28 protein-coding genes and 1 tRNA gene are annotated in these 24,318 nt (G+C 41.2%); 23 read left to right on the forward strand and 6 right to left on the reverse strand.

Going from position 1 to position 24,318, the window contains the following annotated elements; translation table 11 throughout:
• Positions 1–17 precede the first annotated feature (17 nt).
• The 3 genes from BQ5796_RS04730 to BQ5796_RS04740 form a co-directional block, all read right to left on the reverse strand.
• Positions 18–446: a GNAT family N-acetyltransferase gene (locus BQ5796_RS04730; protein ID WP_071459178.1), complete on the reverse strand. Its 429-nt coding sequence runs from the start codon at positions 444–446 to the stop codon at positions 18–20.
• Positions 443–958, reverse strand: coding sequence for a 2'-5' RNA ligase family protein (locus BQ5796_RS04735; protein ID WP_071459179.1), 516 nt, complete (start codon positions 956–958; stop codon positions 443–445). Before BQ5796_RS04735 ends, BQ5796_RS04730 begins: the two co-directional genes overlap by 4 nt.
• 114 nt (positions 959–1,072) lie before the next feature.
• On the reverse strand, positions 1,073–1,804 hold the full coding sequence (locus BQ5796_RS04740; RefSeq protein ID WP_200792864.1) for an alpha/beta hydrolase: 732 nt from the start codon (positions 1,802–1,804) through the stop codon (positions 1,073–1,075).
• Between the two features lie 304 nt (positions 1,805–2,108).
• Here BQ5796_RS04740 and BQ5796_RS04745 point away from each other — a divergent pair, with 304 nt between their 5' ends.
• From BQ5796_RS04745 to BQ5796_RS04760, 4 genes are all read left to right on the forward strand, one after another.
• Positions 2,109–3,101, forward strand: a complete 993-nt coding sequence (locus BQ5796_RS04745; RefSeq protein ID WP_071459181.1) for a TAXI family TRAP transporter solute-binding subunit — start codon at positions 2,109–2,111, stop codon at positions 3,099–3,101.
• A gap of 102 nt (positions 3,102–3,203) precedes the next feature.
• A complete protein-coding gene (locus tag BQ5796_RS04750) occupies positions 3,204–3,734 on the forward strand; it encodes a DUF1850 domain-containing protein (RefSeq protein WP_234969305.1) in 531 nt (176 codons plus the stop codon).
• Complete coding sequence (locus tag BQ5796_RS04755) at positions 3,727–5,682, forward strand: TRAP transporter permease (protein WP_071459182.1); 1,956 nt, start codon at positions 3,727–3,729, stop codon at positions 5,680–5,682. The genes BQ5796_RS04750 and BQ5796_RS04755 overlap by 8 nt, the downstream gene beginning before the upstream one ends.
• A gap of 121 nt (positions 5,683–5,803) precedes the next feature.
• Positions 5,804–6,301, forward strand: a complete 498-nt coding sequence (locus BQ5796_RS04760; protein WP_071459183.1) for a GNAT family N-acetyltransferase — start codon at positions 5,804–5,806, stop codon at positions 6,299–6,301.
• A 39-nt stretch (positions 6,302–6,340) separates the two neighbouring features.
• On the opposite strand, the gene BQ5796_RS04765 is transcribed toward BQ5796_RS04760, so the two are convergent.
• The gene (locus tag BQ5796_RS04765) at positions 6,341–6,931 is read right to left on the reverse strand and encodes a DsbA family oxidoreductase (protein WP_282956870.1); all 591 of its coding nucleotides are present in this window, start codon (positions 6,929–6,931) and stop codon (positions 6,341–6,343) included.
• Positions 6,932–7,193: 262 nt separating this feature from the next.
• Positions 7,194–7,266 (reverse strand) — tRNA-Val (locus BQ5796_RS04770).
• Between the two features lie 271 nt (positions 7,267–7,537).
• Between BQ5796_RS04770 and BQ5796_RS04775 the strand changes: the two genes are divergently transcribed.
• From BQ5796_RS04775 to BQ5796_RS04830, 11 genes are all read left to right on the forward strand, one after another.
• Entirely contained in the window at positions 7,538–8,458 is a 921-nt protein-coding gene (locus tag BQ5796_RS04775) for a dihydrodipicolinate synthase family protein (RefSeq protein WP_071459184.1), read from the forward strand.
• Positions 8,439–9,092 carry an SGNH/GDSL hydrolase family protein gene (locus BQ5796_RS04780; protein WP_071459185.1) on the forward strand — a complete coding sequence of 218 codons (654 nt, stop codon included), beginning with the start codon at positions 8,439–8,441 and terminating at the stop codon, positions 9,090–9,092. Before BQ5796_RS04775 ends, BQ5796_RS04780 begins: the two co-directional genes overlap by 20 nt.
• Before the next feature lie 20 nt (positions 9,093–9,112).
• On the forward strand, positions 9,113–10,504 hold the full coding sequence (locus BQ5796_RS04785; RefSeq protein ID WP_071459186.1) for an ABC transporter substrate-binding protein: 1,392 nt from the start codon (positions 9,113–9,115) through the stop codon (positions 10,502–10,504).
• A gap of 78 nt (positions 10,505–10,582) precedes the next feature.
• Positions 10,583–11,458, forward strand: a complete 876-nt coding sequence (locus tag BQ5796_RS04790) for a carbohydrate ABC transporter permease (protein ID WP_071459187.1) — start codon at positions 10,583–10,585, stop codon at positions 11,456–11,458.
• A 12-nt stretch (positions 11,459–11,470) separates the two neighbouring features.
• Entirely contained in the window at positions 11,471–12,319 is an 849-nt protein-coding gene (locus BQ5796_RS04795) for a carbohydrate ABC transporter permease (protein ID WP_071459188.1), read from the forward strand.
• Positions 12,320–12,343: 24 nt separating this feature from the next.
• Positions 12,344–13,039, forward strand: coding sequence for an N-acetylmannosamine-6-phosphate 2-epimerase (locus BQ5796_RS04800; protein WP_071459189.1), 696 nt, complete (start codon positions 12,344–12,346; stop codon positions 13,037–13,039).
• 3 nt (positions 13,040–13,042) lie between these two features.
• Positions 13,043–13,930, forward strand: coding sequence for an ROK family protein (locus BQ5796_RS04805; RefSeq protein ID WP_071459190.1), 888 nt, complete (start codon positions 13,043–13,045; stop codon positions 13,928–13,930).
• A 13-nt stretch (positions 13,931–13,943) separates the two neighbouring features.
• Positions 13,944–14,798: a MurR/RpiR family transcriptional regulator gene (locus BQ5796_RS04810; protein WP_071459191.1), complete on the forward strand. Its 855-nt coding sequence runs from the start codon at positions 13,944–13,946 to the stop codon at positions 14,796–14,798.
• Between the two features lie 274 nt (positions 14,799–15,072).
• On the forward strand, positions 15,073–15,729 hold the full coding sequence (locus BQ5796_RS04815; protein ID WP_071459192.1) for a TetR/AcrR family transcriptional regulator: 657 nt from the start codon (positions 15,073–15,075) through the stop codon (positions 15,727–15,729).
• 586 nt (positions 15,730–16,315) lie between these two features.
• Positions 16,316–16,519 carry a hypothetical protein gene (locus BQ5796_RS04825; protein WP_071459194.1) on the forward strand — a complete coding sequence of 68 codons (204 nt, stop codon included), beginning with the start codon at positions 16,316–16,318 and terminating at the stop codon, positions 16,517–16,519.
• Between the two features lie 100 nt (positions 16,520–16,619).
• Positions 16,620–17,048: a VOC family protein gene (locus BQ5796_RS04830; protein WP_071459195.1), complete on the forward strand. Its 429-nt coding sequence runs from the start codon at positions 16,620–16,622 to the stop codon at positions 17,046–17,048.
• A 56-nt stretch (positions 17,049–17,104) separates the two neighbouring features.
• On the opposite strand, the gene BQ5796_RS04835 is transcribed toward BQ5796_RS04830, so the two are convergent.
• Entirely contained in the window at positions 17,105–18,007 is a 903-nt protein-coding gene (locus BQ5796_RS04835) for an EamA family transporter (RefSeq protein WP_071459196.1), read from the reverse strand.
• Between the two features lie 342 nt (positions 18,008–18,349).
• Between BQ5796_RS04835 and BQ5796_RS04840 the strand changes: the two genes are divergently transcribed.
• The 8 genes from BQ5796_RS04840 (at position 18,350) to BQ5796_RS04875 (ending at position 24,304) form a co-directional block, all read left to right on the forward strand.
• Positions 18,350–19,675, forward strand: a complete 1,326-nt coding sequence (locus BQ5796_RS04840) for a phenylacetate--CoA ligase family protein (protein WP_071459197.1) — start codon at positions 18,350–18,352, stop codon at positions 19,673–19,675.
• 75 nt (positions 19,676–19,750) lie between these two features.
• On the forward strand, positions 19,751–20,647 hold the full coding sequence (paaA, locus tag BQ5796_RS04845; RefSeq protein ID WP_071461149.1) for a 1,2-phenylacetyl-CoA epoxidase subunit PaaA: 897 nt from the start codon (positions 19,751–19,753) through the stop codon (positions 20,645–20,647).
• A gap of 55 nt (positions 20,648–20,702) precedes the next feature.
• Complete coding sequence (paaB, locus tag BQ5796_RS04850; RefSeq protein WP_083413045.1) at positions 20,703–21,056, forward strand: 1,2-phenylacetyl-CoA epoxidase subunit PaaB; 354 nt, start codon at positions 20,703–20,705, stop codon at positions 21,054–21,056.
• Complete coding sequence (gene paaC, locus BQ5796_RS04855) at positions 21,032–21,871, forward strand: 1,2-phenylacetyl-CoA epoxidase subunit PaaC (RefSeq protein ID WP_428839287.1); 840 nt, start codon at positions 21,032–21,034, stop codon at positions 21,869–21,871. The genes paaB and paaC overlap by 25 nt, the downstream gene beginning before the upstream one ends.
• A 4-nt stretch (positions 21,872–21,875) precedes the next feature.
• The gene (gene paaD / locus BQ5796_RS04860; RefSeq protein ID WP_071459199.1) at positions 21,876–22,358 is read left to right on the forward strand and encodes a 1,2-phenylacetyl-CoA epoxidase subunit PaaD; all 483 of its coding nucleotides are present in this window, start codon (positions 21,876–21,878) and stop codon (positions 22,356–22,358) included.
• Positions 22,359–22,441: 83 nt separating this feature from the next.
• A complete protein-coding gene (locus BQ5796_RS04865; RefSeq protein ID WP_071459200.1) occupies positions 22,442–22,750 on the forward strand; it encodes an EthD family reductase in 309 nt (102 codons plus the stop codon).
• Positions 22,743–23,522: an enoyl-CoA hydratase-related protein gene (locus tag BQ5796_RS04870; RefSeq protein WP_071459201.1), complete on the forward strand. Its 780-nt coding sequence runs from the start codon at positions 22,743–22,745 to the stop codon at positions 23,520–23,522. Before BQ5796_RS04865 ends, BQ5796_RS04870 begins: the two co-directional genes overlap by 8 nt.
• Positions 23,523–23,530: 8 nt before the next feature.
• A complete protein-coding gene (locus BQ5796_RS04875) occupies positions 23,531–24,304 on the forward strand; it encodes an enoyl-CoA hydratase-related protein (RefSeq protein ID WP_071459202.1) in 774 nt (257 codons plus the stop codon).
• The last annotated feature ends 14 nt before the right edge of the window (positions 24,305–24,318 follow it).

Genomic DNA, 24,318 nt, shown 5'->3' on the forward strand with positions numbered 1-24,318 from the left:
TGCAGGAGTCTTTATCGTTATAAGTCTTTTTTCATTGTCCTATGAGGAATGCCCGCATCCATAAATTCCTCCGAAATAATTTCATAGCCCAGTCTTTCGTAAAAAGGGATGGCTTGAATCTGTGCGTTAAGCTTCAGTAAATTTATTTTTTGCGATTTAGCGTAATTCTCGATTTTTTCCATGATGGCAGATCCTGCACCTGTGTTCCGTGCAGACGGCAGAACACAAATTCTCTCTATTTTGCCAATACCATCTATTGTTAGGAATCGGCCAGCACCTGCAGGTTCTCTATCAAGATAGAAGACAAAATGTGCAGAGGATGACTCAAATTCATCTAACTCCTCTTCTTCAGGGACATTCTGTTCCTCGATGAAAACTTTCTTGCGAATGTAAAAAGCATCCTGTAGACCCTTTTCACCATGAACATGCTTTACTTCTTGGGTCATAATGAAGCATTCCCAAGGCGGAAAGTCTCATACACTGTCCAAGATCCGTTATCCAGCTGATACAGTAGGTGGATACGATCGGCATGTTCGTCGAATTGGATTGTATTTAAACGCAAGGTGCCGTATACATCGGCGTGTTCTGCATCAGACATTTCCTGTCCGAGCGTGATATGTGGAACAAATTTATAAGATGTTTCACTTTTAAAAGCAGCCTTCAATTCTTCATGCAGATTTTCAAGCTCTTCGGTAGGGTCAACTTTCAAATAAATAACATTATTGACAGGAGAAAACGAGCTGAACTTTGTGACTTGAAGATGAACGGGATTGAATTTTTCTGCAATTTCACTAATTTTGTTCGCAATTGGCCCAATCTCTTCTTCAGTCGCTTCGAACGCAGATTTCAACGTGATATGCGGCGGAATCAGAGCGTAATGCGGGTCGTAACGCTTGCGGAAAGAATTTGCATAATCTTGGAGTTTTTTCGATGGAAAAATAACAATCCCAAATTTCATAAGACTACCTCCATTTTCTCTATTTTTATGACTTGAATCATCAAACTTAACGGGAAGTTACCCGCATTATAACAAATATTCTAAAATTATCATATTGAAAAAGCGTGCTTTAGGCTAAATTCCATAGGAAAACATTTTAGTGAGCGCGGTTCTTAGGTTAGGCTGCCAGTAAGTCCATGTATGGTTTCCATCGAATTCCTCATAATCGGCATGAAACCGGCTTGTTAAAATTGCAGAAAGCTTGCGGTTCGGAGTTAGGAAATCCTCTTTCTTTCCACTTGTTGTAACAACCTCCTTCTCCTTGTTCCCAATGGTATGATAGATGCCAAGGAGGGAAGGATCAGAAAAAGCTTCCGCGGCATCCAGAACCGATTGATCCACATATGGAGATTGAAGAATAACCTTCCCAAAAGTATGGGGATATTCAAACGCAGCCATAAGGGAAACCGTTGCTGCAAGGGAATCGCCTATCAATGCTCGACCTCTTCCCATATGGTAGGTTGGATATTCTTCATCAAGGAATGTTACCAGCTCATGCGCAAGGAATCGGATATAATCCTTATGCTGTTCTCCATCTGGATGGTATTTCCGGCGCCGGTCTTCGACGGATTTATAGGGAACTCCTACAATAATCAGGTTTTCAATCTCTCCTGCGGCAAGCAATTCATCTGCCACCCGACCGATTCTTCCTAACTGAAAATAATCCCGTCCATCCTGCGCAATAAGTACGGTGTATTTATATAGAGGAGAAAAGGATGCTGGTAAATAGACGAGCAGTGTCATTTCTTCCTTTAATGCTGCACTATCCAGCGTAAATTCTTTGATTGTGCCTCTAGGGTAATTCATCACGGACCTCCAATACAACAATAATCACAAAATTTTCTTATTTGTTAAGATATTGTAGCATAATAACATGGAAAAGTTCTAGTTTAAAGGCAGATAGCAGAAGATAGAAGGCTATCAGTAAGTTGGAAAGCAGGAAACTTCCGAATTAGTGTTAAAAAGTTTACTTTATTCCTATCAATATTCCAAGGAAACAAGGTTTATTTTTCAAGGTTATGCTAGGTTAGACTTGACTCCATTTATATTATTTGTGTAATATTATCATTAATATTGTAATAATTATAAAAAAGGGGGAAATTTTCAAAATATGAGAAAAAAGAGTTTTCTTATTTCATTGATTTTGCTTCTTTCTCTATCGATGCTGCTAGCGGCATGCGGTGGAAAAGAGAGTAAAAAGGCAGGCGGAGATGGCAAGAGCGGAAAAGCAGAATTTATCAGTATTTTAACTGGTGGGACAGGTGGTACATATTTCCCGCTTGGAGGATCTTTTGCCAAAGTCATAAAGGATGAAGCGGGAATCAAAGCTGATGCTGTAACGACAGGTGCATCCGCTGAAAACATTCAATCCCTTAAGGATGGCAGTGGTGAAATCGCTTTTTCGCAAACAGATATAGCTTCCTACGCTAAGGAAGGCAAGGAAATGTTCAAGGACAATAAAATCGACAATGTGAAAGCAATTGGAACACTATATTCTGAGACAATTCAAATCGTAACGACCGAGGAATCTGGGATTAAATCTGTTAAGGATCTAAAAGGAAAGAAAGTTTCCGTTGGAGCTCCTGGTTCAGGAACGGTCGGAAATGCAAAGCAAATACTAGAAATGTACAGTATGAGTTTTGAAGATATTAAGAAGCAGGATTTGAGCTTTGATGAGTCAGTGGAAGGATTACAAAACGGCACAATTGATGCTGCTTTCGTTACAGCTGGAACACCTACAGGAGCTGTAGAGCAATTGACTGCAACAGAAAAAGTTGTCATCGTCCCGATTGAAGCCGACAAAGCGGAAAAACTAATCAAAAAGTATCCATATTATACATTGGATAAAGTGCCTGTGGGCGTATACAAGCTAAAAAAGGAAGTGCCGACAGTTGCAGTCCAAGCAATGCTTGTTACAAGGGAAGACTTGTCTGAAGAAACAGTTTACGAGGTAACGAAGGCTTTGTTTGAGAACATGGATAAAGTAACGCATGCAAAAGCAAAGCAAATCAAACCAGAGAATGCATTGAAGGGTGTAGGCATCGACGTACATCCTGGTGCACAGAAGTATTTTGATGAAAAAGGAATTAAAGCATCAAAATAATATCCTTAGGGGAGCAGGCCAACGCAAAGGGCCTGCTTCCCGCATCTTTATGTATGGGAATAAAGGGAAATATCATTTCTATCTTTAGAAATAGGCGGCGTGATGGAATTGAAAATGTATAGGAATAAAAAGGGGATTTTTATTGTGCTAGCTGTTCTTGTGGTGATAGGCACACTTGTGATTCCCTGGAGATATTCTTTAGTATTATCCTCGCCAGAAACCGATAAAGTGTTCGCTTATGTTCCAATGAAAAAAGGCGGCAAATATAAAATGCTTTACACCCACTCCATTCACCTCAAGCCTGTCATCGAAAGCTATAAAATATTACAGAATGGCAATATTCGGCAATATGAATTAGAGTATGAGGACTTTGCCATCGGTATGCCGCAGAATGCGTTGCCAGGAGAAAAATTCGTTATGGAAGACGGCAAGTACAAAATTCTTCAAATGAAGAGGGACTTTCGCAGCTATAACCTCAGTGTGGGAAAGGTAAGGGCGAACCATACATTAATATGGCGGGATAAAAAGTACCCACTTTCTCGTTTTGTAGAACCGGGAAGCATTGTCCGGTTCAGTGTGGAAAGAATTAGTTTAATAGAAATGCTGGAAGGAGTGAACATCCAGAATGGTTAAGAATGAAACACTGTCAATGGAAGAACAGCAAGCGTTACTAGAGAAATACGATCCAGAGGCAGGGACAAGAAAACTGAAAGGGATATTGGGGTGGCTGGTTTTTCTCGGACTCCTAAGCTTCTCCCTGTTCCAACTGTATACAGCAGTGTTTGGCGTGCTTACTGCACAGCTTCAACGAACGATTCATTTAGGTTTTGCACTAGCTTTGATTTTTCTTTTATTTCCTGCAAGAAAGAAAAATTTAGTCAAGCATAAAGTCGCCTGGTATGATGTCCTCCTCGCAATCGGAGCGGTTGCTGTAGGGGCATATTGGCCTTTGATGATCGATGAGCTAACGATGCGTGTTGGCCGCTTGACAGAGCTGGACTTTTATATCGGACTACTGGCTATCGTGCTTGTACTGGAAGCAACGAGAAGGACGGTTGGCCTGCCAATTATGATTATCGCACTCCTCTTTATTGGTTACGCGCTCTTTGGTCCGTATATGCCTGGCTTCTTCGCTCATGGAGGACTTGAGCTTGATAGACTCGTCCAAACAATGTTTTTTACGACTGAAGGGATACTTGGAACACCACTGGCGGTATCTTCCACCTATATTTTCCTCTTCCTTTTATTTGGAGCATTTCTTGTGAAAACAGGAGTAGGGGAGTATTTCAATGATCTCGCAGTTTCGATTGCAGGCAAAAGAGTCGGAGGCCCAGCGAAAGTCGCCATTTTTTCCAGTGCTTTGCAGGGAACAATTAGCGGAAGTTCTGTTGCCAATGTAGTAACATCTGGATCTTTTACGATTCCAATGATGAAAAAGTTAGGCTACAGAAAAGAATTTGCCGGTGCAGTAGAAGCTGCAGCATCAACGGGCGGTCAGCTGATGCCGCCTATCATGGGAGCAGCCGCTTTTCTGATGGTCGAGTTTATTGGAAACGGAATTACCTATTGGGATATTGCTAAGGCAGCTGCCATACCTGCAGTTCTTTATTTTACAGGCATTTGGATCATGACCCATTTTGAAGCCAAAAGGACTGGTTTACGCGGCCTTCGAGATGAAGAAATGCCCGATAGGAGAGAAGTGCTGTCAAAAATTTATTTATTGCTTCCAATCATTATAGTCGTTGTATTAATGATGACAGGCATGTCGATAATGTGGGCAGCATTATGGTCCATTGTAGCGGCGGTTATACTAAGCGGTATTAAAAAAGAAACTCGGATGAGCTTCAAAGAAATTGTGGAAGCGTTAGTCGATGGTGCACGTTCAGCACTTGCTGTTGCAGCTGCTACTGCTGCAGCGGGAATTATCGTCGGTGTCGTTACCAAAACGGGACTTGGTCTTAAAATGGCGAATGGACTTATTGACTTGGCAGGAGGCGAGCTAATCCTCACGCTCATTTTCACGATGCTCGCAGCACTTGTCCTTGGCATGGGGTCGCCGACAACGGCAAACTATGTAATCACTTCTACCATCGCAGCTCCAGCGCTCATTAATTTAGCAGTACCTGCATTATCTGCTCATCTGTTTGTATTTTATTTCGGCATTATCGCCGATATCACTCCACCGGTAGCGCTCGCAGCGTTTGCAGCCGCAGGAGTCTCGGGTGGAGAGCCAATTAAGACAGGTGTCAATTCGGCGAAATTAGCGATCGCAGCCTTTATTATTCCGTACATTTTCGTTCTCTCTCCACAATTGTTAATGATTGATACAACTTGGCCGTACCTCATTTGGATTGTATTTACAGCATTTGCCGGAATGATGGCAATAGGGGCAGGAATTATCGGTTTCTGGATGAGAAAGATGTATTGGTTCGAACGAATTGCTGGTGTTGCCGGAGGATTGCTGCTCATTTATCCAGGGAAGGTCTCAGATATTATTGGTCTAAGCACTTTCGCAATTCTGCTTGCAATGCAATTTTTTATCAAGCGGGAAGATAAATTGAATTTGGAGCAGACTGGATGATAGTTAGGGAGCCTTCAAGGTTGAGGGCTTCCCTTTTTTTATAACTGGATACGATGATGGGAAGTAGATAAGATGCGGCTGCGTTTGAAAATTCGAATGCCTTTTCGGGAGGGTAATATTCATGAGAGTGTTGAAATTGACAGAAAAATACGCACATATCTACAGGCAGATTAGACTTGATGCGTTAAAGAATAACCCTGAAGCATTCGCCTCAAGCTTCGAAGAGGAGCAAGCATTGCCGGAAGCTGCATTTGCTGCGAGATTAGGTAACGAAAGCTCTTTCACGTTTGGTGCATGGATTGGGGAGGAATTGGCCGGAGTTGTGACATTATCCTTTGAAAAAAAACGAAAGCTTTCCCATAGGGCTAATATATTTGCCATGTATGTTACGCCCAAAAATAGAAACAAGGGAATCGCAAAGGCACTTATGAATGAGGCAATAATGACAGCAAAATCAATGGAGAGTATTGAACAAGTTATCTTGGGGGTAGTTGCGGGAAACCTTTCAGCAAAAAAGCTTTATGAAAGCTTAGGCTTTAAAACCTATGGATATGATCGAAATGCCTTAAAGATTGATGGATATTATTATGATGAAGTATACATGGTGCTGTATTTGTAAAAAAATCAGGACCGGAAAAACCGGTCCTCGTTCAATCTATTAGCAACCATCTATTCCACAGGAGTCTCCCAGGACAGGATTGCTGTCACTGCTTTCTTTTTCCATAATTTTTTCAAGCATATCCTTAGTATGAAGACCTTGTACACGGCGTTTTCCGATGAAAAAGGTAGGTACAGACGTAATTTGTGCTTCTTCGTAAGCATGTCGAAGACTTTCTTGGTGTTTTTCCTTGAAAGTACGACTTCTAAGAGATTGTTCGAAACTCTCCTGATTGAGACCGACAGAGGATGCAATGCTAGCAAGTTCCTCTATATTGCCAATGTCTTTGCCGGTTACCCAAAATGCCTTTAACACCGCTTCTGCATACTTATTACCAAGGCCCTTCGTTTTTGCAAACTGATAGCCTTCATGGGCGAGATGTGTGTGTGGCATAGGATCAATATGTAAGGGCAGGTTCATATTAACGCCAAACCGCTGGGACATCGGCTTAACTGACTGATTCCAACCTGTTTGGATAAACTCGCTCTTTGGCGAATGGGTCTTATGCGGGATTGGTCGAAGTTCAAAAGGCATCCATTCTACTTCCACATCTTTTCCTTTAATAGCTTCCTTTAGCGGAGCCTCCGCTATATAGCAAAACGGTCAAACATAATCAGAATAAATACGGATTTTCAAGCTCATTTAATATACCTCCATTCGTATAATAGTATTCTAATTGCACTAGCGGGAATTTTCCAATAATACGCTTGTAATACCTTAATTTTTCATTCCTGGTGCTCGTTACCCGAATGTTAGCAAATCATCTTTTCAGGCTAGAAATTACTTTTATCGAGAAAAACAAAAAAGCCTTGAATCCCTTATCACATAAGGGATTCAAGGCTTTTTTCATTGATGATTCCGACTGGGTTCGAACCAGCGACCTCTACCCTGTCAAGGTAGCGCTCTCCCAGCTGAGCTACGGAATCGTTATTTTGTTTGTCCCGGTTAGGACATAAATAAATATATAATGATTTAGAATAAAAGTCAACATTTTTTGTTTACTTTATTCTATATGGATCATGGCAGCTATTGTCTATATTGAAGTTTACATATTAAGTAGAAACTATTGAAATTATTGTGTCGGAAATTTCTTTCAAATAAATAAAAAATAAAGAAAATTATTTACAATGATGCTCGCTATATGCTATATTTCAGTTGGAAGCGTTATCAATAATTACAGTTGGGGGTCACGTTAACATGGAACTAGATAAATTCAAAGGGATATTTCCTGCTTTTTATGCTTGTTACGATGATGATGGAAATGTTTCAGAGGAACGGACGAAGAATTTATGTACTTTCCTTTTTAAAAAGGGTGTAACAGGGCTTTACGTTGGAGGCAGTTCTGGAGAATGTATCTATCAAAATCTTGAGGAAAGAAAGGCGACCTTAAAGTATGTCTCCGATTGTATGCGTGGGAAGCTGACACTGATTGCTCATGTCGGCGCACCTTCAACAAAAGAAAGTGTCATATTGGCAAAGTATGCAGAGGACTTAGGCTACAATGCCTTGTCCGCCATCCCGCCGATCTATTTTAAGCTTCCGGAAAGCTCGATCTTTAAGTATTGGTCTGCAATCATCGAATCTACAGAACTGCCATTTATTATTTACAACATCCCGCAGACGACTGGATATACCTTATCTATTGGGCTGTTTAAAAGACTGCTAGAGAATGAGAAAGTTATTGGCATAAAGAATTCTTCTATGCCTGTTATGGATATCGAAAGATTTAAAGCTGCAGCACATGAGGATTTTATCATTTTCAATGGACCTGATGAACAGTTTGTAGCTGGCCGATTGATGGGGGCAGACAGCGGAATTGGCGGAACGTATGCGGTTATGCCAGAATTGCTGCTCGCAGCAGATACATTTGTTCGAACTGGTAACTTTGGTGACGCAAGAAGAATTCAAAAGGATATAAATGACATCATCATCTCTCTTTGTTCCCTAAATGGCTCGATGTATTCAGCCATCAAGGAAGTACTGAAACAGGGAGGAGTCAATATTGGAAGTGTTCGCGGTCCCTTAGAACCTGTACATGGTGATGATTTATTGAAAATAGCGGACATCAAGATACAAATTGAGAAGGCGATTGAGAAGTATGCAGGGAAGAGCAAGTGATAAAAGGATTGTATGCTTTGGAGACTCCAATACCTGGGGCTACAATGCTCAATCAGGCGAAAGATTCCCAGCAGGCGTACGCTGGACAACTCTTCTAGCAGACTTACTTGGTGGAGAATTTCAAGTAGTGGAGGAAGGCCTGCCCGGAAGAACAAGTGTGATGGATGATCCATTATTCGAAGGGCTGAATGGCCTTACATATTTACATCCATGTTTAATGAGCCATTCTCCAATTGGACTGATCATCATAATGCTTGGGACCAATGACACGAAAGCAAGATTCCATCTTACTTCCTACAATATTGCACAGGGAATTACAAGACTTGCCTATAAGGCGAGTAGGACACCGGTAGGGCCTGATGGACAGTTTCCCCGAGTCTTAGTGGTTGCGCCTCCTCCCATTCACAAACAGTACTATAAAACAGAAATCGGGAAATCAATGGGAAAGCATTGCGATGTTAAGTCTGAGGAGCTTGCTATGCATCTGGAAGAACTATTATCCGAAACAGGTATCGATTTCCTTAATACAGGCAGGAAGGTTCCGATGAATACGATTGATTTTATGCATCTCGATGAATACGGGCACAGGCTCTTAGCCAGGCTTGTTTTCGATAAAATTAAAGATATTTTATAAAATGTTAGGAGGAGAAATGGATGTTTAAAAAAGGTTTTCTAGCTTCATCGATGGCAATGATATTGGTCCTGGGCATTCTATCCGGATGTACAGGAAATGATTCAGCAAAGACAAATGGTAAATCAAAGGACCAGGTGGAGATTTCTGTTTGGCTGACTCCTCAATGGAAGGGTGTCATGGATGGTTCGGAAAAGGGAGCGGATTACGACAGCTTTCTTAAGCACGCTGGAGAAAAGTTTGCAGCCCAGTACAAGGAACATGATGTAAAGGTAAATGTTGAAGTTATTGCAGGGGACCAAAGAGATGAACTCCTTAATGTTAACCTTAATGGTGGAACACCTCCCGATGTCTTTTTTGAAAGCGTATTCGCAATGGGAGATTATGTCCACAGAGGAGCTTTAGTACCGTTGAATGACATTGTTGATGAAAAGGCAAAAAAGGATATTGCAAAGAACTATTGGGATAGTGTCACTTTTGGTGATGATATTTATTTTTATCCGTTCTCTCATATGCCTGGTACATTGGCTTATAATGCCGATATGTTTAAGGCCGCGGGACTGGATGAATATATTGGTGATAAAAATGAAATTAAGACATGGAAACTGGCAGACTATGAAAAGATTCTCAAAGCTTTAAAAAAGGACCTGCCGAAGGATAAGTATCCAAATGCCTATCCGATGGCGTTGTACGCTCTCAATAACCAGGGTGATACATGGAACCTTGCTTATTTTAGAATGTTTGGCAATCCATTCTTCAATGACAAAGGAAACATTGCTCTAAATGATGCAAATGGCATAAAAGCAGCAGAGTGGATGAAAAAGATTTATGATAGCGGTCTGACAAATCCTGGTGCTGAATCTGTGTCTTCCAACGATGCGAACGCGATGTTCCAGAATCAGCAGCTTGCAATCAGCTTCACGAACTCTGTCTTGGCAAGTAATGCAAAAGCAGATATGGAAAGCGGAAAGGCACCAAAATTTGATATGAGGCTTGCAAATATCCCTTCTGAAAGTGGAAAACCTTTGACATTCACCTATGTCACAGGGGCTGCAGTATTTAACACCGAAGATAAAACGAGAATGAAAGTGAGTAAAGACTTTGTAAAGTTTATGTCGACGGATCCAGAATTAGTAAAAGCATCAAAGAACGGTGTACCTGTCAGAACATCTGTAGCCGAAGAGTTTAAGGGAGATAACCCTATTTTTGCGGCATACGATGAGAATGCCAAGTATATGTTCAACTTTACGGGCAATGTTCCTGGTTACAGTCAATTAAGACAAATTCTTTATCCGGAGCTTCAAGCCCTTTATACGGGTGAAAAAACAGCCGAACAAATAGTAAAGGATTATCAGGAAAAAGGAAATCAAATCATTGAAGAGTCAAAAGCAAACTCGGTGATCTATAAGAAATAATCTTGATCGCAGAAATAGATGGCAATCTTAAGCTCTCATCGAGAGCTTAAGATTGTTATAGAAAGGTAGGGGATTCCTATGCGAAATAATCAGCCGTCCATGAGAGAAAACCTGACTGGATATTTATTTATAGCACCGCAGCTTATGCTGTTTCTGGTGTTTATCGTTTATCCAATATTCGAAGGCATTCGTTTAAGTTTGTTTCGAATTAATTATCAGCAAGAAACATTTGTTGGCTTAGAAAACTACAGCAGATTATTTGCTGATCCCGTCTTCCTGCAGTCAACCATCAACACGGTAATATTTGTGGTTTGTATCGTTGCTTTAACCGTGGTTTTTGCCATCTTTGTTGCTTCGGCCATTTTTGATAAAAATGCTAAATATGTCTCTTTCATCAGGGGGAGTTATTATATCCCGGTAATGGTGTCAATGGTAGTAATGAGTATGGTGTGGAGCTTTTTACTCAACCCGGCTAATGGTCTTATTCCTTTTGCTGCCCGACAACTAGAAATGGTTTCAGTTAATTTCCTGGGGGATAAAAGCCTTGTATTGCCCGTGATAATCTTTATTACATTTGCAACTAATATAGGCCAGGCTATCATCCTTTACGTTGCAGCTATGATAGGTGTACCGAAAGACGTATTTGAAGCTGCAGAAGTGGATGGAGCAAGCAGGATGACGATTATCTTTAAAATCCTCATTCCTCTAGTAAAGCCAACAACGATATATATTATCATCATGAACATCATTGCTGTATTGAAAATCTTTGTGGTCATCCAGCTCCTGACAGGTGGAGGACCGAATAATGCATCAACTACTCTTATGTATTATTTATATAACAATGCCTTTAAGTATAATCAGCTAGGCATGGCATCAGCTGTAGGTGTCATTATGTTTTTGATCACATTATTATTATCAATCCCGCAATTAAAAGCTATGTTCAAAAAGGATTAGGGGTGAAGAGCGATGGTAGGAAACAAAAATAGGAACAAGAAGAAAAAAGAAAAAATGGACATCATCTCGAATGGTGTAGTCATTTTCTTTGCCCTGCTAAGTTTATTTCCACTTTACTGGTTAATGACCAGCTCCTTAAAGAACAGTTCTGATGTCGTCAAAATGCCGCCGGACTGGATTCCCAAAACGATTTCGTTTGAAAATTACGTAGACGTATTCAACAATCAGCCAGCTTTAAGATGGGCATTTAATAGCACTTACGTATCTCTGGTTTCTACTATTGCATTGATCATGGTGAGCTGCCTGGCTGCCTATGCCTTCTCAAAGCTTCGATTTAAGGGGAGAAACATTCTATTCATCATATTTATTTCAAGCCTTATGGTACCAAAAGAGGTAATGATTGTCCCTTTGTTCAGGATTATCCAAGATTTTGGTATGGTTAATACCCTTAACGGTATGATTTGGCCCAATGTGGCTACTGCTTTTGGTGTATTCATGCTTAAGGGATTCTTCGATGCTATTCCAGACTCCCTGCGTGAATCGGCAAAGATGGATGGAGCAAGTGAATTTACCGTATTCTTTAAAATCATGCTCCCGATGGTGAAACCAGGTATTGGAGCCTTATTTATTCTTAATTTCGTTCAAGTTTGGAACGATTATCTCTGGCAGCTAGTCGTAGGTCAGGATGAAAACTCGAAGACGTTGATGGTGGGAATTGCAACGTTGATGCAGGATTTAAATCCAAACTTTGCATACAAAATGGCAGGTGCTACTGTCGCGGCAGTTCCAATGCTCCTGATTTTTATCCTTTTCCAGCGGTATTTTACCAAGGGAATTTCTATTGGGGCAGTTAAGGAATAATTTCAAGAAACGGAGGTGGGAAGAATGCGCAACAAGAATAACGTACTGGAGCAATTAAACGGGAAACTCATTGTATCATGTCAGGCACTCCCAGAAGAACCGCTGCATAGCCCATTTATTATGGGAAGAATGGCATATGCCGCAATGCTTGGGGGGGCAGGCGGGATTCGTGCCAACAGCATTGAAGATATTAAAGAAATTAAAGGAACGGTTGATCTGCCGATTATCGGGATTATTAAACAAGTGTACAGGGGATCAGATGTCTTTATCACTCCTACAATGAAAGAAATCGAGCTACTTATCAATGAAAAGGTGGATATTATCGCCCTTGATGCCACCAAAAGAGTTCGGCCAGATGGTAAATCGATCAGCGAAGTATTCCCAATCATACGCGATTCATTTCCAAACCAAATATTCATGGCGGATTGCTCTACACTGGAGGAAGCGGAGGAGGCTTTTAAGCTAGGTTTTGATTGTCTAGCTACAACCTTAAGTGGGTATACGGCCTACACAGAGGACAGGAAACTGCCGGATTTTGAATTGATGGAAAGTATGGTGAACGCCTTTGATATTCCAGTGATTGCTGAAGGAGGAATCTGGACTCCTGAAGACCTGGGGAAGGCCTTTAGTATTGGAATCCATTCTGCTGTTGTTGGATCTGCTATCACCCGGCCGATGGAGATAACTAAAAAGTTCATAAGCGCGATTAAGGCGGAATGAAAAATGAGAATACTCGCAGCAGACATTGGCGGTACAGCTATTAAACTTGGACTATGCGATCAAAACGGAAACATTGAAAATTTTAAAGAATACCCGTCAGATAGTAAAAGAGGCGGGAAGTATCTAGTAGAAAATTTAATTCAAAAAATCGCCGAGTATCCGGATATTGATGCAATTGGCATCAGTACTGCTGGTCAAGTGGACCATACAGAAGGATTTATTAAATATGCGAACGACAATATCCCTCAATACACTGGGATGCGATTAAAGGACATATTGGAGAGTGCCTTCAACGTACCGGTAAAAGTTGAAAATGATGTGAACGCTGCGGCATTAGGAGAGAGCTTTTTTGGAGCAGGCAGGACCTTCGATAATTTCCTTTGTATAACCTTCGGCACGGGAATTGGTGGAGCCATGGTGTTGAATTCCAAGATTTATAGAGGGTATAATGGCATTGCAGGTGAGTTTGGACATATCATTACGCATCCAGGAGGGAAACCGTGTAATTGCGGAGGCTCTGGGTGTTACGAAACCTATGCTTCAACATCAGCTTTAGTAAAAGAAGCTATACAGATAGACAAAAAATATATAAATGGCAGGATGATTTTTGATGGCATCGTTCAAAAAGATGCTCGGTTAGAGAGAGTTTTACACCAATGGATTACAGAAATCGCACTTGGTTTAGCCTCTTTAATTCATATTTTTAACCCGCCGGCTATTATAGTAGGTGGCGGAATAATGGAGCAGGAGATACTGGTAAAGTTGATTAATGAAAGAGTCAAGGATTTCACCATGGGGAGTTTTTCAGATGTGAAAATTCTAAAAGCTGCTCTTGGTAATAAGGCAGGAGTTCTTGGAGCAGGGTCCCTGTATATGAAAAAGGAATACTAGTAGAGGTGCATAAATGGCATACCAAGATATATTTTCTCTTATTCATTCAAGGTACACTTCTTTTACGAACACCGAAAAAAAGGTTGCTGACTACATCCTCTCAAATACGAAAGATGTAATCTATATGTCGATAACCGATATAGCAGATGCTTGCAATGTTGGGGAATCGAGTGTTTTCAGGTTTTGTAAAACCATGAATTTAAAAGGCTATCAGGAATTTAAAATTGTATTGGCCCACAGTATATCTTTGGAGGATGAAACGCCACAGCTGTCGAGCCAGATTACGATGCAAGACACCATTCCTGAGCTTTCATCCAAAATATTGTCAACTAACGTTCATGCACTGACCGAAACTTACAATTTTATCAATGAGCAAGATGTTGAAAAAGCTGTAGAAAGAATGATTCAGGCTGAACGGATCCATTTCTTTGGAGTAGGATCTTCCTTAATGACAGCAATGGAAGCAAAAAATAAATTCATGAGAATCACAAATAAGACAGAGTGTTCCATCGATTCACATTTGCAAATCATGTCTGCGTCTTTATTGACCGAAAGAGATGTCGCGGTACTTATTTCATATTCCGGTTCCACAAAAGATACAATCGAAATTGCAAAGGTTGCTAAACAAACGGGGGCCAATACCATATGCATTACAAGGTTTGCTAAATCCCCCCTCACCAATTATTCTGATATTACCTTATTATGCGGGGCTAATGAGGGACCGCTTCAAGGCGGTAGCCTTACAGCCAAGATATCCCAGCTTTATCTTTTAGACCTTCTCTATTTTGCTTATTTTAAGGGTACAAAAAAAGAGTCTCTCTATAATAAAGAACAAACGGCAAAAGCTGTGGTCGAAAAAATGCTTTAAGGTTCGTGTTGAATAGTATATGAATGCTAAAAAGTCTTGAATCCTGTATAACGGTCAAGGCTTTTTTGTATTGTAAATTCGAATGGACAGAAAACACTAGGTGGGACTAAATGCAGGAAATAGGGAATGCCATCATGCTGGTCAGGATCCCAACGAGTTTGGGTGTCCTTATTAACTGGTGAAGACAGCTTATATTTTTAATTATTTACTAAATAATCAATATATGGTAAGTTTATTATACCGACGGTCAGTATTTTAATAGGAGGTTTAAAATTTGAGCAGAAAAAATGATTCAAAGAAGACAATGGAATCAATTCTATCCATTTCCGCTAAACTATTTCTTCAAAAGGGATACGATAAAACGAGTATCCAGGATATCATCAATGAATTAGGGATGTCCAAAGGGGTGATTTATTACCACTTTCATTCAAAAGAAGAAATATTGGCTGCTATCATGAATCGAACATTCGAGGAGTCGACTCAACGGTTGAATGAAATGGTATCCAGTACGTCTGCAGCCAATGCAAGGGAAAAATTAAAGATTGTATTGGAACAGAGTTTGAATAGCCAAAAGCGATATTCTTTTGAGGACGTATTAGAACCTCATGTGAAAAATCCGCAATTTATTGTCGCTAGTATTCAAAGTACACTTGTTAAAAGTGCCCCAATTTTGGAGGCAGTGATTCGTGAAGGCGTGAAGGATGGTTCTATTCAGACTGATTATCCAAAAGAGTGTGCAGAGGCTTTCTTAATTTTAATCACGGTATGGTGCAATCCGATATTCTCGAAGCGAAATCAAGAAGAGACGATTAAGCAACTGAAATTCTTGCAGCAAACGGTAAAACTTTTAGGTATGGATATCATGAGTGATGAACTAATTCGCAAATTGGTAAGTACCTATGAACAGGATGGTGAGATTGATGGAGATTGAGCATGCAATAAAAACAAGTCGTTTAAAAAAAGTATTTGATGGAAAGGAGGTTATCCAAAAATGTGATATGTCATGGCGGCATTTTCGACATTGGCATCTGCCATGTTTACAAAATTCATTATAGAAGAATACTCTGGAAAACGAGCAGTATTGCTGTTTTCTTATCCTATTAAAAGGAGCAAGGTGATGCTTGCTAAAATATTTAGTGTCTCTTTCTATACCATTGTTTCCATGTTGATCACCTATTCATCCATTTTACTCATATTTACTGTATCTGAAAAATTTTTCCTATTGTAAATGGTACTTATACATTAACGTTATTCTTCCAAAGCATTAAGCTCGCTGCTTTTTATTCTATCTCCGCTGCTTCAGTAGCTATCTTCTCCGTTGGAATTGGTTTTATAAAAAAATCAGTGCCTGTGACTATTCTTTCTGCTGTTCTCTTATCCTCGTTACTATGCAATATTATGATAAATACGTTAGAAAACAATATCAGTGCCATGATTTTTGCAGCAATGTCAAGATTTTTCGGATTGTTTGTTATTTTATCCTTTTTGAGAAATGTTAAACAAATGGAGGTAATGTAATGGAGCAGAATATAGACCGTATACTTGAATCAATTTTTGAAGGTGCAGGCGTACAGTTCGCTAATATTTTTCTCAGTTTATTTTTTCTTTTGGTTGGTTTGGCGCTGTTAAAATCGTCCGGAACAAAAAAGATAGGGGGGTGGACCTGTATAGGTATTGGTTGCCTAGGGATAATCAGCGGAAGTATTCAAATTCTTTTTTGAGGGGTATAGTACTAGAGGATAATAGTAAAAATATCTGATATAATGAAATTAATCATAATTTGAACGCAATTTCTTGGTTCGAATAAACAGGAGGTTTCAAATGATTTCTAACTTATATCCTTATCTTGTAATGAACGGAAATGGACAGGAAGCTGTTCAGTTCTATAGTGCTGCTTTAGACGCTAAGATACTCAAAATCCAAACTTTCGGAGAAATGCCATCGCATCCTGACCATCCTCTGCCTCCAGGAGCAAAAGATAGGGTACTGAATGCTCACCTGAAGGTTGGAGAATTCGATTTAATGCTTTCGGATACCTTTCCAGGACAGGATTATGATATTGGGTCCCAGGTAACGGTTGCTGTTATGGTAAACGGACTGGATAAGACAAAGGAAGTGTTTGATAAACTGAAGGATGGCGGCAAAGAGTTAATGGCACTTCAGCCAACTTTTTGGAGCCCGTTGTACGGACAGGTAACCGATAAATTTGGTGTAACATGGCAGGTTTCTGCGGAAAACCAACCTCAATAATCATCCTGTTATTACTAAAGAGCGATCGCTTAAGTATCATGCGGTCGCTCTTTTTACTATGCTTCTTTTGTTTGTCCTCGCCTTGCCATTTTTCTTGCCATTAATACTTGGGGAAGAATAATACCCGCGAGGATAAGGGCGACTCCGACCCACTGCATCGGAGAGACTACTTCTCTGAGTAGTACGATGGAAGCGATCATAGCAGTCGGGAGTTCGATTGCCCCAAGAATGGTTCCAAGACCGGGGCCGACTTTTGGCGCACCTATCGTAAAGCAAATGTTCGGAACAACAATACCGAATAGTGCTAGAAATAGAATAAAGTTCCACAAGCCAGCCTGCATGGAACCGTCTACGATAAAAGTAGGTGGGAAAGCAAGCGAGATGATGATAACCGCCCCTGTTGCCATTACAAAGCCCTTTAAGTATGGCGGAACTTCTGTTGCAATTCGGCTGCTAACAAAAACATATAGAGAAAAAGACAGTGCCGCAAGCAGGCCGAAAATCGTTCCTTTCATATTAAAGTTTTCAGCCATTCCTCCGGAAATCCCCCCAGCGAGCAATGTTCCGATAAACAAAATGAAAACAGAAATAAGCTTTTCTCGGCTTGGAAAAGTCCTGTTAGCAATTGCTTCAATGACAACTCCAATCCAGGCAAATTGAAATAAGAGCAGAACAGCAATAGAAGCAGAAAGTTCTTCTACTGCAAAGCCGTAAAAAATCCCCGTCATACTCATTGTTGTTCCAGCAATTAGTAGCTTAAAAAAATTCTTCTTAGTAATCTTTTTCTTTGAAAAGAACAATGCGAGCAGCATAAGGCCGAGCCAGCCGAATATATATTGCCCGCCAACGAGTGCCTCAATCGAAAATCCATTATGAAGCCCCAGCTTAACAATCGCTGAAAGCAATCCGTAAGAAAATCCCCCTAGAAGTACTAGAAAGGGATACTTCCATGTTTTCATATTATTCTACTCCTTTCTATCAAGTGTTTTTACAATAAAAAACGCCCGCCGTCCATTAAAATGGACAGCGGGCGACTGAAACAGAGCAATAACTCTACAAAATTTCGCCTCTCGCTTATAATGCGAGTTTGGGTATTTCCTAATTAATATGCATAGTTTAACAGCAGGATGAACGATAAGTCAATAAACAATTATCCTAAATAAATATTAAAATTTTCTGAAAAGTATTTGACTTTTTACTATTGACACGTTATCTTTAATTTAAATATATAACACTAATAAACTATCACGATATTTTAACGTCATATAAAATTGTATTTTGTGTAAGTGGGAGGAGAGCATTTGATTTTACATGAAATTGAGACGAAAAGCCGTGATTTTATTGAAGATGTTCAGCTACAACGGCTCAAATCCGTTGTAGAGAAGGTTGCGTCAACGGTTCCTTTTTATCGTGAAAAGTTTAATGATGTAGATTTTTCTCCTGAAATGCTGAATCGTTTGACTGATGTGAAAGCGCTTCCCTTCACTGAGAAACAAGATTTGCGTGATCATTATCCATTTGGGTTGTTTGCAGTCCCGGCTAACGAAATAGTGAGAATCCATGCTTCATCTGGCACAAGCGGTAAGCCGACAGTGGTGGGTTATACGAAAGCAGATATCGATATGTGGGGAGAAATTGTGGCAAGAGCGATTGTGCTTGCGGGAGGGGAGCCTGGCAAGACGCTGCACAATGCTTACGGATATGGCCTTTTTACAGGTGGACTTGGCCTTCATTATGGAAGTGAAAAGCTTGGTGCTGTAACGGTTCCTGTATCTGGAGGAAATACAAGGAGACAGATTACGTTAATCGAAGACTTCCGTCCAGAAATTATTTGTGGTACTCCTTCTTATATTCTCAATATCGCTGAAACGATGGAAGAAATGGGGAAAGACCCGCGTAAAACCTCTCTCCGATATGGGATTTTCGGTGCAGAACCGTGGTCGGAGGAAATGAGGAAGAAACTTGAAGAAAAGCTGAATATCAAAGCTTGTGATATTTATGGAATAAGTGAAGTGATTGGACCGGGAGTGGGGAACGAGTGCCATGAAGCCCAGGACGGTCTTCATATTGCTGAAGATCATTTTTTTGTCGAAGTGATTGATCCAGAAACATTAAAGCCTTTGCCCGATGGTGAAGAAGGCGAACTAGTTTTTACAAGCCTGACAAAGGAGGCGTTTCCGGTCATTCGTTATCGGACGGGAGACATCGCTTCTCTCAACAGAGAAAAGTGCTTATGTGGAAGGACGACTGTCAGGATGTCCAGGGTAAAAGGAAGAATCGATGACATGCTGATTATCAACGGCGTCAATATCTTCCCATCCCAAATAGAACATTGTTTGCTGACAATATGCGAACTCGCACCTCATTATCAAATTGTGATACTTCCTAAAAAGAATTTAAAAGTAATGGAACTGCATGTCGAAATGAGCGAAGAGCTATTCAAAGCTATTGGAGAGGATCCAATTTCCGAAAAGGTCTATGCTTTAGAACAGAGGATACAATCTTACGTCAAAAGCGAGTGCCTTATTTCCATGGAGGTTCGTGTGCATAGGCCTAAAACCATTCCTCGTTCGGAGGGAAAGGCAGTGCGGATTGTTGATAAAACGAAGCAGCCGATTGGCATGTAATGTAAAGGGGGAAACATCTTGGTAAACATAATATCCGCCGGACAGCCGACGGAAGAAGCGAAATACGAACAGTTTATGAAGCGGATTGAGGCGGGGGAGAAAATAGAAGCGGAGGATTGGATGCCGGAAAACTACCGGATGACGCTCATCAAGCTGATTTCCATGCATGGAATCAGTGAAATCATGGGAGCTTTGCCGGAAAAGGAATGGGTTCCCAAAGCACCAACGCTAAAAAGAAAGCTTGGGATCATGGCAAAGGTCCAGGATGAAATGGGCCACGGTCAGCTGTTGCTGCGGGTAACCGAGGATTTGATGAAGCCGCTTGGAAAAACACGGGAAGACATTCTGCAGGATCTTCTATCTGGAAGGTTGAAGTTCCACAACGTTTTTCACATGGAAACGAAATCTTGGGGAGATGCAGGTTTGATCGGCTGGCTGGTAGATGGAGCCGCAATTATCACGCAGACAAATATGCTTGATGCCTCCTATGGTCCATATGCACGGGCACTCAAGCGGATCTGTGCGGAAGAGGTTTTTCATGCTCAGCATGGAGAGGCAATTATCTTGGCTCTTGCGGAAGGAACAAAGGAACAGAGGGCAATGGTGCAGGATGCCTTAAATCGCTGGTGGGAAGCACTTTTGATGTTCTTTGGACCAGGAGATGCTGCGACAACAGGAACTTCAAAACAAGATACTACCATAAAGTACAGAATCCGGACGAAAACGAATGAAGAACTTCGCCAGGATTTCTTCACAAAGTATATCCCCCGCGTATTATCTTTAGGGTTAGAACTTCCGGATGAAGAGATGTACTTCGACAAGGAAGATGGGTTGTGGAAATATCAGCAGCCTGATTGGAGCAAGTTCAAGGAAATTATCCAAAACAAAGGACCAAAATCAAACGAAAGGCTTCGGCTGCGAGAAATTGCCTATAGCAATAATAAATGGGTTATTGATGCGTTGCAGCATTAACGCGTCGGGGGACTGTCCCCCATCGTGGTAATGCGATACAGGGAGAAAGGAGGGAATGAGAGTGTCTGAAAGTGGTTTTTATCAGGAATTTGAGGTATTCAGCAAACGCAGTGATACCTCACCTATACAATATCAGTTTTCCTTGCTTGCACCGAACAAGGAATTAGCGTTAGTTATGGCTCAGGAAAACTTTATGAGGCGGGAACCGGTCGCGGATATATGGGTTGTCAAACGAGAAGATATTCGAAAAATGACATCAGAAGAGCGCCAGTCGCTTCAGAGAATAGACAACAAAGAATATCGCAATACGAAAGGCTACGGTTATTTAAAGAAAAAATGGCGGCATTACGAGCAGGATATGCTTGATGAAAAGGAGATTCTTTCATGGGGAGGGAAACAGAAGACATGATCGTGAACCAGAAGGATATGTTACAAAAAGAAGGATACTTAGAAGCTGTAACACACCTCCTGTTCCAGCTTGCGGATGATGACTTTATCCTAGCTTACCGTGGCTCTGAATGGCTCGGGCTTGCGCCGCATATCGAAGAAGATGTTGCTTTTTCTTCCATCAGCCAGGATACGATGGGGCATGCTGCGATGTTCTATTCCCTGTTGGAGGAACTAGGGGCTGGAGATGCAGACAAACTTGCACATGCGAGACTAGCTAAAGACCGAAAGAATGCGATTTTACTAGAATTAGCAAACGGACCTGGAACTTACCTTAATGAGCCGCAATACGATTGGGCATTTACGGTTGTAAGGAATTTCTTCTATGTCCAAGCCAAGAAAGTAAAAATTCTTTCACTAAAAAATACATCCTATCAGCCAATGGCTGAAGCAGCAGTGAAGGTCAATATGGAGCTATATTACCATCTGTTACATTGGAAAACTTGGTTCATGCAGCTCATAGGAGCAGGTGGCGAGGCAAGGACTAGGATGGAAAAAGCAGTTACTGATGTTTTTAAGGACCTTGGTGGGCTGTTTTCGCAAGGGGCAACAGCAGTTGCATTTGGTGAAAACCAATTGATAGATACTGAGGAGCAGCTAATTGCAGCATGGAAGCATGAAATGACGCCAATCTTTGATTCTCTTGAAATGAAGATGCCTAAAAAATTCGGGATGGAAAAAGGAGACGGGCGAAACGGGGAGCACACACAGGATCTTGAGGCAGCTATTGAGACCCTTAGCGAGGTATACCGTCTCGACGTAAAGGCAAGCTGGTGAGAGCATGCTGAGGGAGAAGGTATTAGCGGCGCTCCAGTCGGTGAAAGATCCAGAAATTGATAGTATCTCGATTTTGGAGCTTGGCATGCTGGAAGACATAACATTTCATCAAGACAGGATTTCTATCAAACTGATTCCGACATTCATGGGGTGCCCTGCACTTGATATTATTAAGAAAAATGTGGAAGAGACAGTAGCAAAGGTGAAAGCAGACGAAAAAATCGAGGTAATCTTCGCTCTTCATCCGCCATGGACATCCGATAGAATAACAGATACTGGGCGCGAAAGATTAAAGGAATTTGGCATTGCGCCTCCGCCAATATACATTGCTGAATCAGGAGAATGGCAGGCAGATTGCCCATATTGCGGCTCGACGTATACAACGCTCGAGAATTTATTCGGTCCGACTGCCTGCAGAAGCATTCTTTATTGCAAGGCATGCAAAAATCCTTTTGAAGCGATGAAGCCCGTTTCTACGCTTATGTAATATGGAGGCACTAATAGATTTGAGTTAACTAGCATACATTAGCATAGACCAACAAAACTTTTGATAGAAGGAGAGAGAAAACGATGGTAAAACTAATTGCATTATACAAGCATCCAGAAAACAAAGAAGAATTTGATAAGCATTATTTTGAAATCCATGCGCCCCTTACTGCTAAAATCCCTGGTCTTCAGAGAATGAAGGTAACTCGTTTCACTGGGAGCCCGATGGGAGGAGAAGGGGAATACTACTTAATGTGTGAAATGTATTATGCCAATCATGAAGCAATGAAGGCAGGAATGAAATCTCCTGAGGGGAAGGCTTCTGGAAAGGATGCAATGAGCTTTGCCGGGAACTTGATTACTTTCATGATCGGTGAAGAAGTGGATGAGTAAAAGCTATGAGACTATTGAAACAACTTTAAGAGGGAAGGTAGGCCATATTGAGCTTAATCGCCCTAAAGTTCTGAATGCACTTAACCGAAAAATGGTTTCGGAAATTCTCTCTGCTATGGAAGAGTATGATAGGGACGAAAACGTCAAAGTCATTATTTTATCAGGAAAAGGAAGGGTTTTTGCTGCGGGTGCCGATATCGATGAAATGATGAATGCTAGCGCAATAGATTTAGAAAAGCTCAACCAATTTACAGATTGGGACCGGATAACATGGATTAAAAAACCGGTGATTGGCGCAATACACGGTTTGGCATTGGGAGGAGCCTTTGAACTTGCTCTATGCTGCGATATGCTTTTTGCTTCCGAACATGCTGAGTTTGGATTTCCAGAAGTGAATCTCGGTATTATGCCTGGAGCAGGAGGGACACAGAGGTTGACTAAGCTTGTAGGAAAAGCGAAGGCAATGGAGTGGATTATGAGCGGCAACCGGATTACAGCGACGGAGGCCCAGCAGCATGGCGTAATTAACCGAGTTTTTGCTGAAGAGGTGCTGTTCGAAGAAACGCTGAAGTTCGCCTCAAAGATAGCAGAACAAGCGCCATTGGCAGTCAGATTGATCAAAGAATCGGTTCTGAAAGCAGTGGATTACTCTTTATATGAAGGAATGCAATTTGAACGGAAAAACTTTTATCTTCTTTTTGCATCACAAGATCAGAAAGAAGGGATGCGGGCATTTAAGGAAAAACGCAATCCTGATTTCAAAGGAAGATAGGGGGAGATTTGTTGCAAACGATTATTTATGAAGTTGAAAGCAAGGTTGCATATATAAAACTGAATCGCCCTGAAAAGCTAAATGCATTTACCCAACAAGTTAATAAGGAAATAACGATGGCAGTAAAAGCTGCTTCCCGTGATGAGGCAGTTCGGGCAATCGTCATTACTGGCGAAGGAAGAGCGTTTTGTTCTGGGGAAGACCTATCGGGTGTGACAGATGAGATGGATCATGGCGAAGTGTTAAGAAAACGCTATACGCCAATGCTTCTGGAAATCGATCGTTGCGAAAAACCTATCATTGCGGCAGTGAATGGAGTCGCAGCAGGCGCTGGAATGAGTTTGGCGCTGGCAGCCGATTTTCGAATCGCTTCTGAAAAAGCCAGTTTCATTGAAGCCTTCATTCATGTAGGGCTTGTCCCTGATGCGGGGAATTTGTACCACTTAACGAGAATGGTGGGCCACGCTAAAGCGATGGAGCTTGCAGTCTTTGGAGAGAAGCTAACAGCGCATAAAGCAAAGGAAATCGGTATCGTGAACGAAGTGTATCATGCTGCCGAATGGGAAGAAAGCGTTACAGCCTACGCCGAAAGACTTGCGAACATGCCGACAAAAGCAATTGGTCTGATAAAAAGAAACTTAAAAGCTAGCTGGAATAATAGCTATGAAGATTTTCTTGAACGAGATGCACAGGCCCAGCGAATTGCAGGGCAGACAAAGGATCATAGCGAAGGAGTGGCAGCTTTTCTGGAAAAAAGGAAAGCGAGTTTTTCAGGAAGCTAGTTTCCACATTAAAT

Origin of the sequence: Bacillus massilinigeriensis, assembly GCF_900111815.1 — a bacterium.
In the GTDB taxonomy this organism is placed as follows: domain Bacteria; phylum Bacillota; class Bacilli; order Bacillales; family Cytobacillaceae; genus Mesobacillus_C; species Mesobacillus_C mediterraneensis.

Bases quoted from the DNA above. Each gene is read 5' to 3' on its own strand.
- BQ5796_RS04745 (WP_071459181.1), top strand. From the start codon at position 2,109: ATGAGAAAAAAGAGTTTTCTTATTTCATTGATTTTGCTTCTTTCTCTA.
- BQ5796_RS04750 (WP_234969305.1), top strand. From the start codon at position 3,204: ATGGAATTGAAAATGTATAGGAATAAAAAGGGGATTTTTATTGTGCTA.
- paaC (WP_428839287.1), top strand. From the start codon at position 21,032: ATGGGGAGGGAAACAGAAGACATGATCGTGAACCAGAAGGATATGTTA.
- BQ5796_RS04780 (WP_071459185.1), top strand. From the start codon at position 8,439: ATGCAGGGAAGAGCAAGTGATAAAAGGATTGTATGCTTTGGAGACTCC.
- BQ5796_RS04830 (WP_071459195.1), top strand. From the start codon at position 16,620: ATGATTTCTAACTTATATCCTTATCTTGTAATGAACGGAAATGGACAG.
- BQ5796_RS04825 (WP_071459194.1), top strand. From the start codon at position 16,316: ATGGAGCAGAATATAGACCGTATACTTGAATCAATTTTTGAAGGTGCA.
- paaD (WP_071459199.1), top strand. From the start codon at position 21,876: ATGCTGAGGGAGAAGGTATTAGCGGCGCTCCAGTCGGTGAAAGATCCA.
- BQ5796_RS04790 (WP_071459187.1), top strand. From the start codon at position 10,583: ATGCGAAATAATCAGCCGTCCATGAGAGAAAACCTGACTGGATATTTA.
- BQ5796_RS04775 (WP_071459184.1), top strand. From the start codon at position 7,538: ATGGAACTAGATAAATTCAAAGGGATATTTCCTGCTTTTTATGCTTGT.
- BQ5796_RS04835 (WP_071459196.1), bottom strand. From the start codon at position 18,007: ATGAAAACATGGAAGTATCCCTTTCTAGTACTTCTAGGGGGATTTTCT.
- BQ5796_RS04800 (WP_071459189.1), top strand. From the start codon at position 12,344: ATGCGCAACAAGAATAACGTACTGGAGCAATTAAACGGGAAACTCATT.
- BQ5796_RS04865 (WP_071459200.1), top strand. From the start codon at position 22,442: ATGGTAAAACTAATTGCATTATACAAGCATCCAGAAAACAAAGAAGAA.
- BQ5796_RS04785 (WP_071459186.1), top strand. From the start codon at position 9,113: ATGTTTAAAAAAGGTTTTCTAGCTTCATCGATGGCAATGATATTGGTC.
- BQ5796_RS04795 (WP_071459188.1), top strand. From the start codon at position 11,471: ATGGTAGGAAACAAAAATAGGAACAAGAAGAAAAAAGAAAAAATGGAC.
- BQ5796_RS04810 (WP_071459191.1), top strand. From the start codon at position 13,944: ATGGCATACCAAGATATATTTTCTCTTATTCATTCAAGGTACACTTCT.
- BQ5796_RS04735 (WP_071459179.1), bottom strand. From the start codon at position 958: ATGAAATTTGGGATTGTTATTTTTCCATCGAAAAAACTCCAAGATTAT.
- BQ5796_RS04730 (WP_071459178.1), bottom strand. From the start codon at position 446: ATGACCCAAGAAGTAAAGCATGTTCATGGTGAAAAGGGTCTACAGGAT.
- paaB (WP_083413045.1), top strand. From the start codon at position 20,703: ATGAGAGTGTCTGAAAGTGGTTTTTATCAGGAATTTGAGGTATTCAGC.
- BQ5796_RS04805 (WP_071459190.1), top strand. From the start codon at position 13,043: ATGAGAATACTCGCAGCAGACATTGGCGGTACAGCTATTAAACTTGGA.
- BQ5796_RS04755 (WP_071459182.1), top strand. From the start codon at position 3,727: ATGGTTAAGAATGAAACACTGTCAATGGAAGAACAGCAAGCGTTACTA.
- paaA (WP_071461149.1), top strand. From the start codon at position 19,751: ATGAAGCGGATTGAGGCGGGGGAGAAAATAGAAGCGGAGGATTGGATG.
- BQ5796_RS04870 (WP_071459201.1), top strand. From the start codon at position 22,743: ATGAGTAAAAGCTATGAGACTATTGAAACAACTTTAAGAGGGAAGGTA.
- BQ5796_RS04740 (WP_200792864.1), bottom strand. From the start codon at position 1,804: ATGAATTACCCTAGAGGCACAATCAAAGAATTTACGCTGGATAGTGCA.
- BQ5796_RS04760 (WP_071459183.1), top strand. From the start codon at position 5,804: ATGAGAGTGTTGAAATTGACAGAAAAATACGCACATATCTACAGGCAG.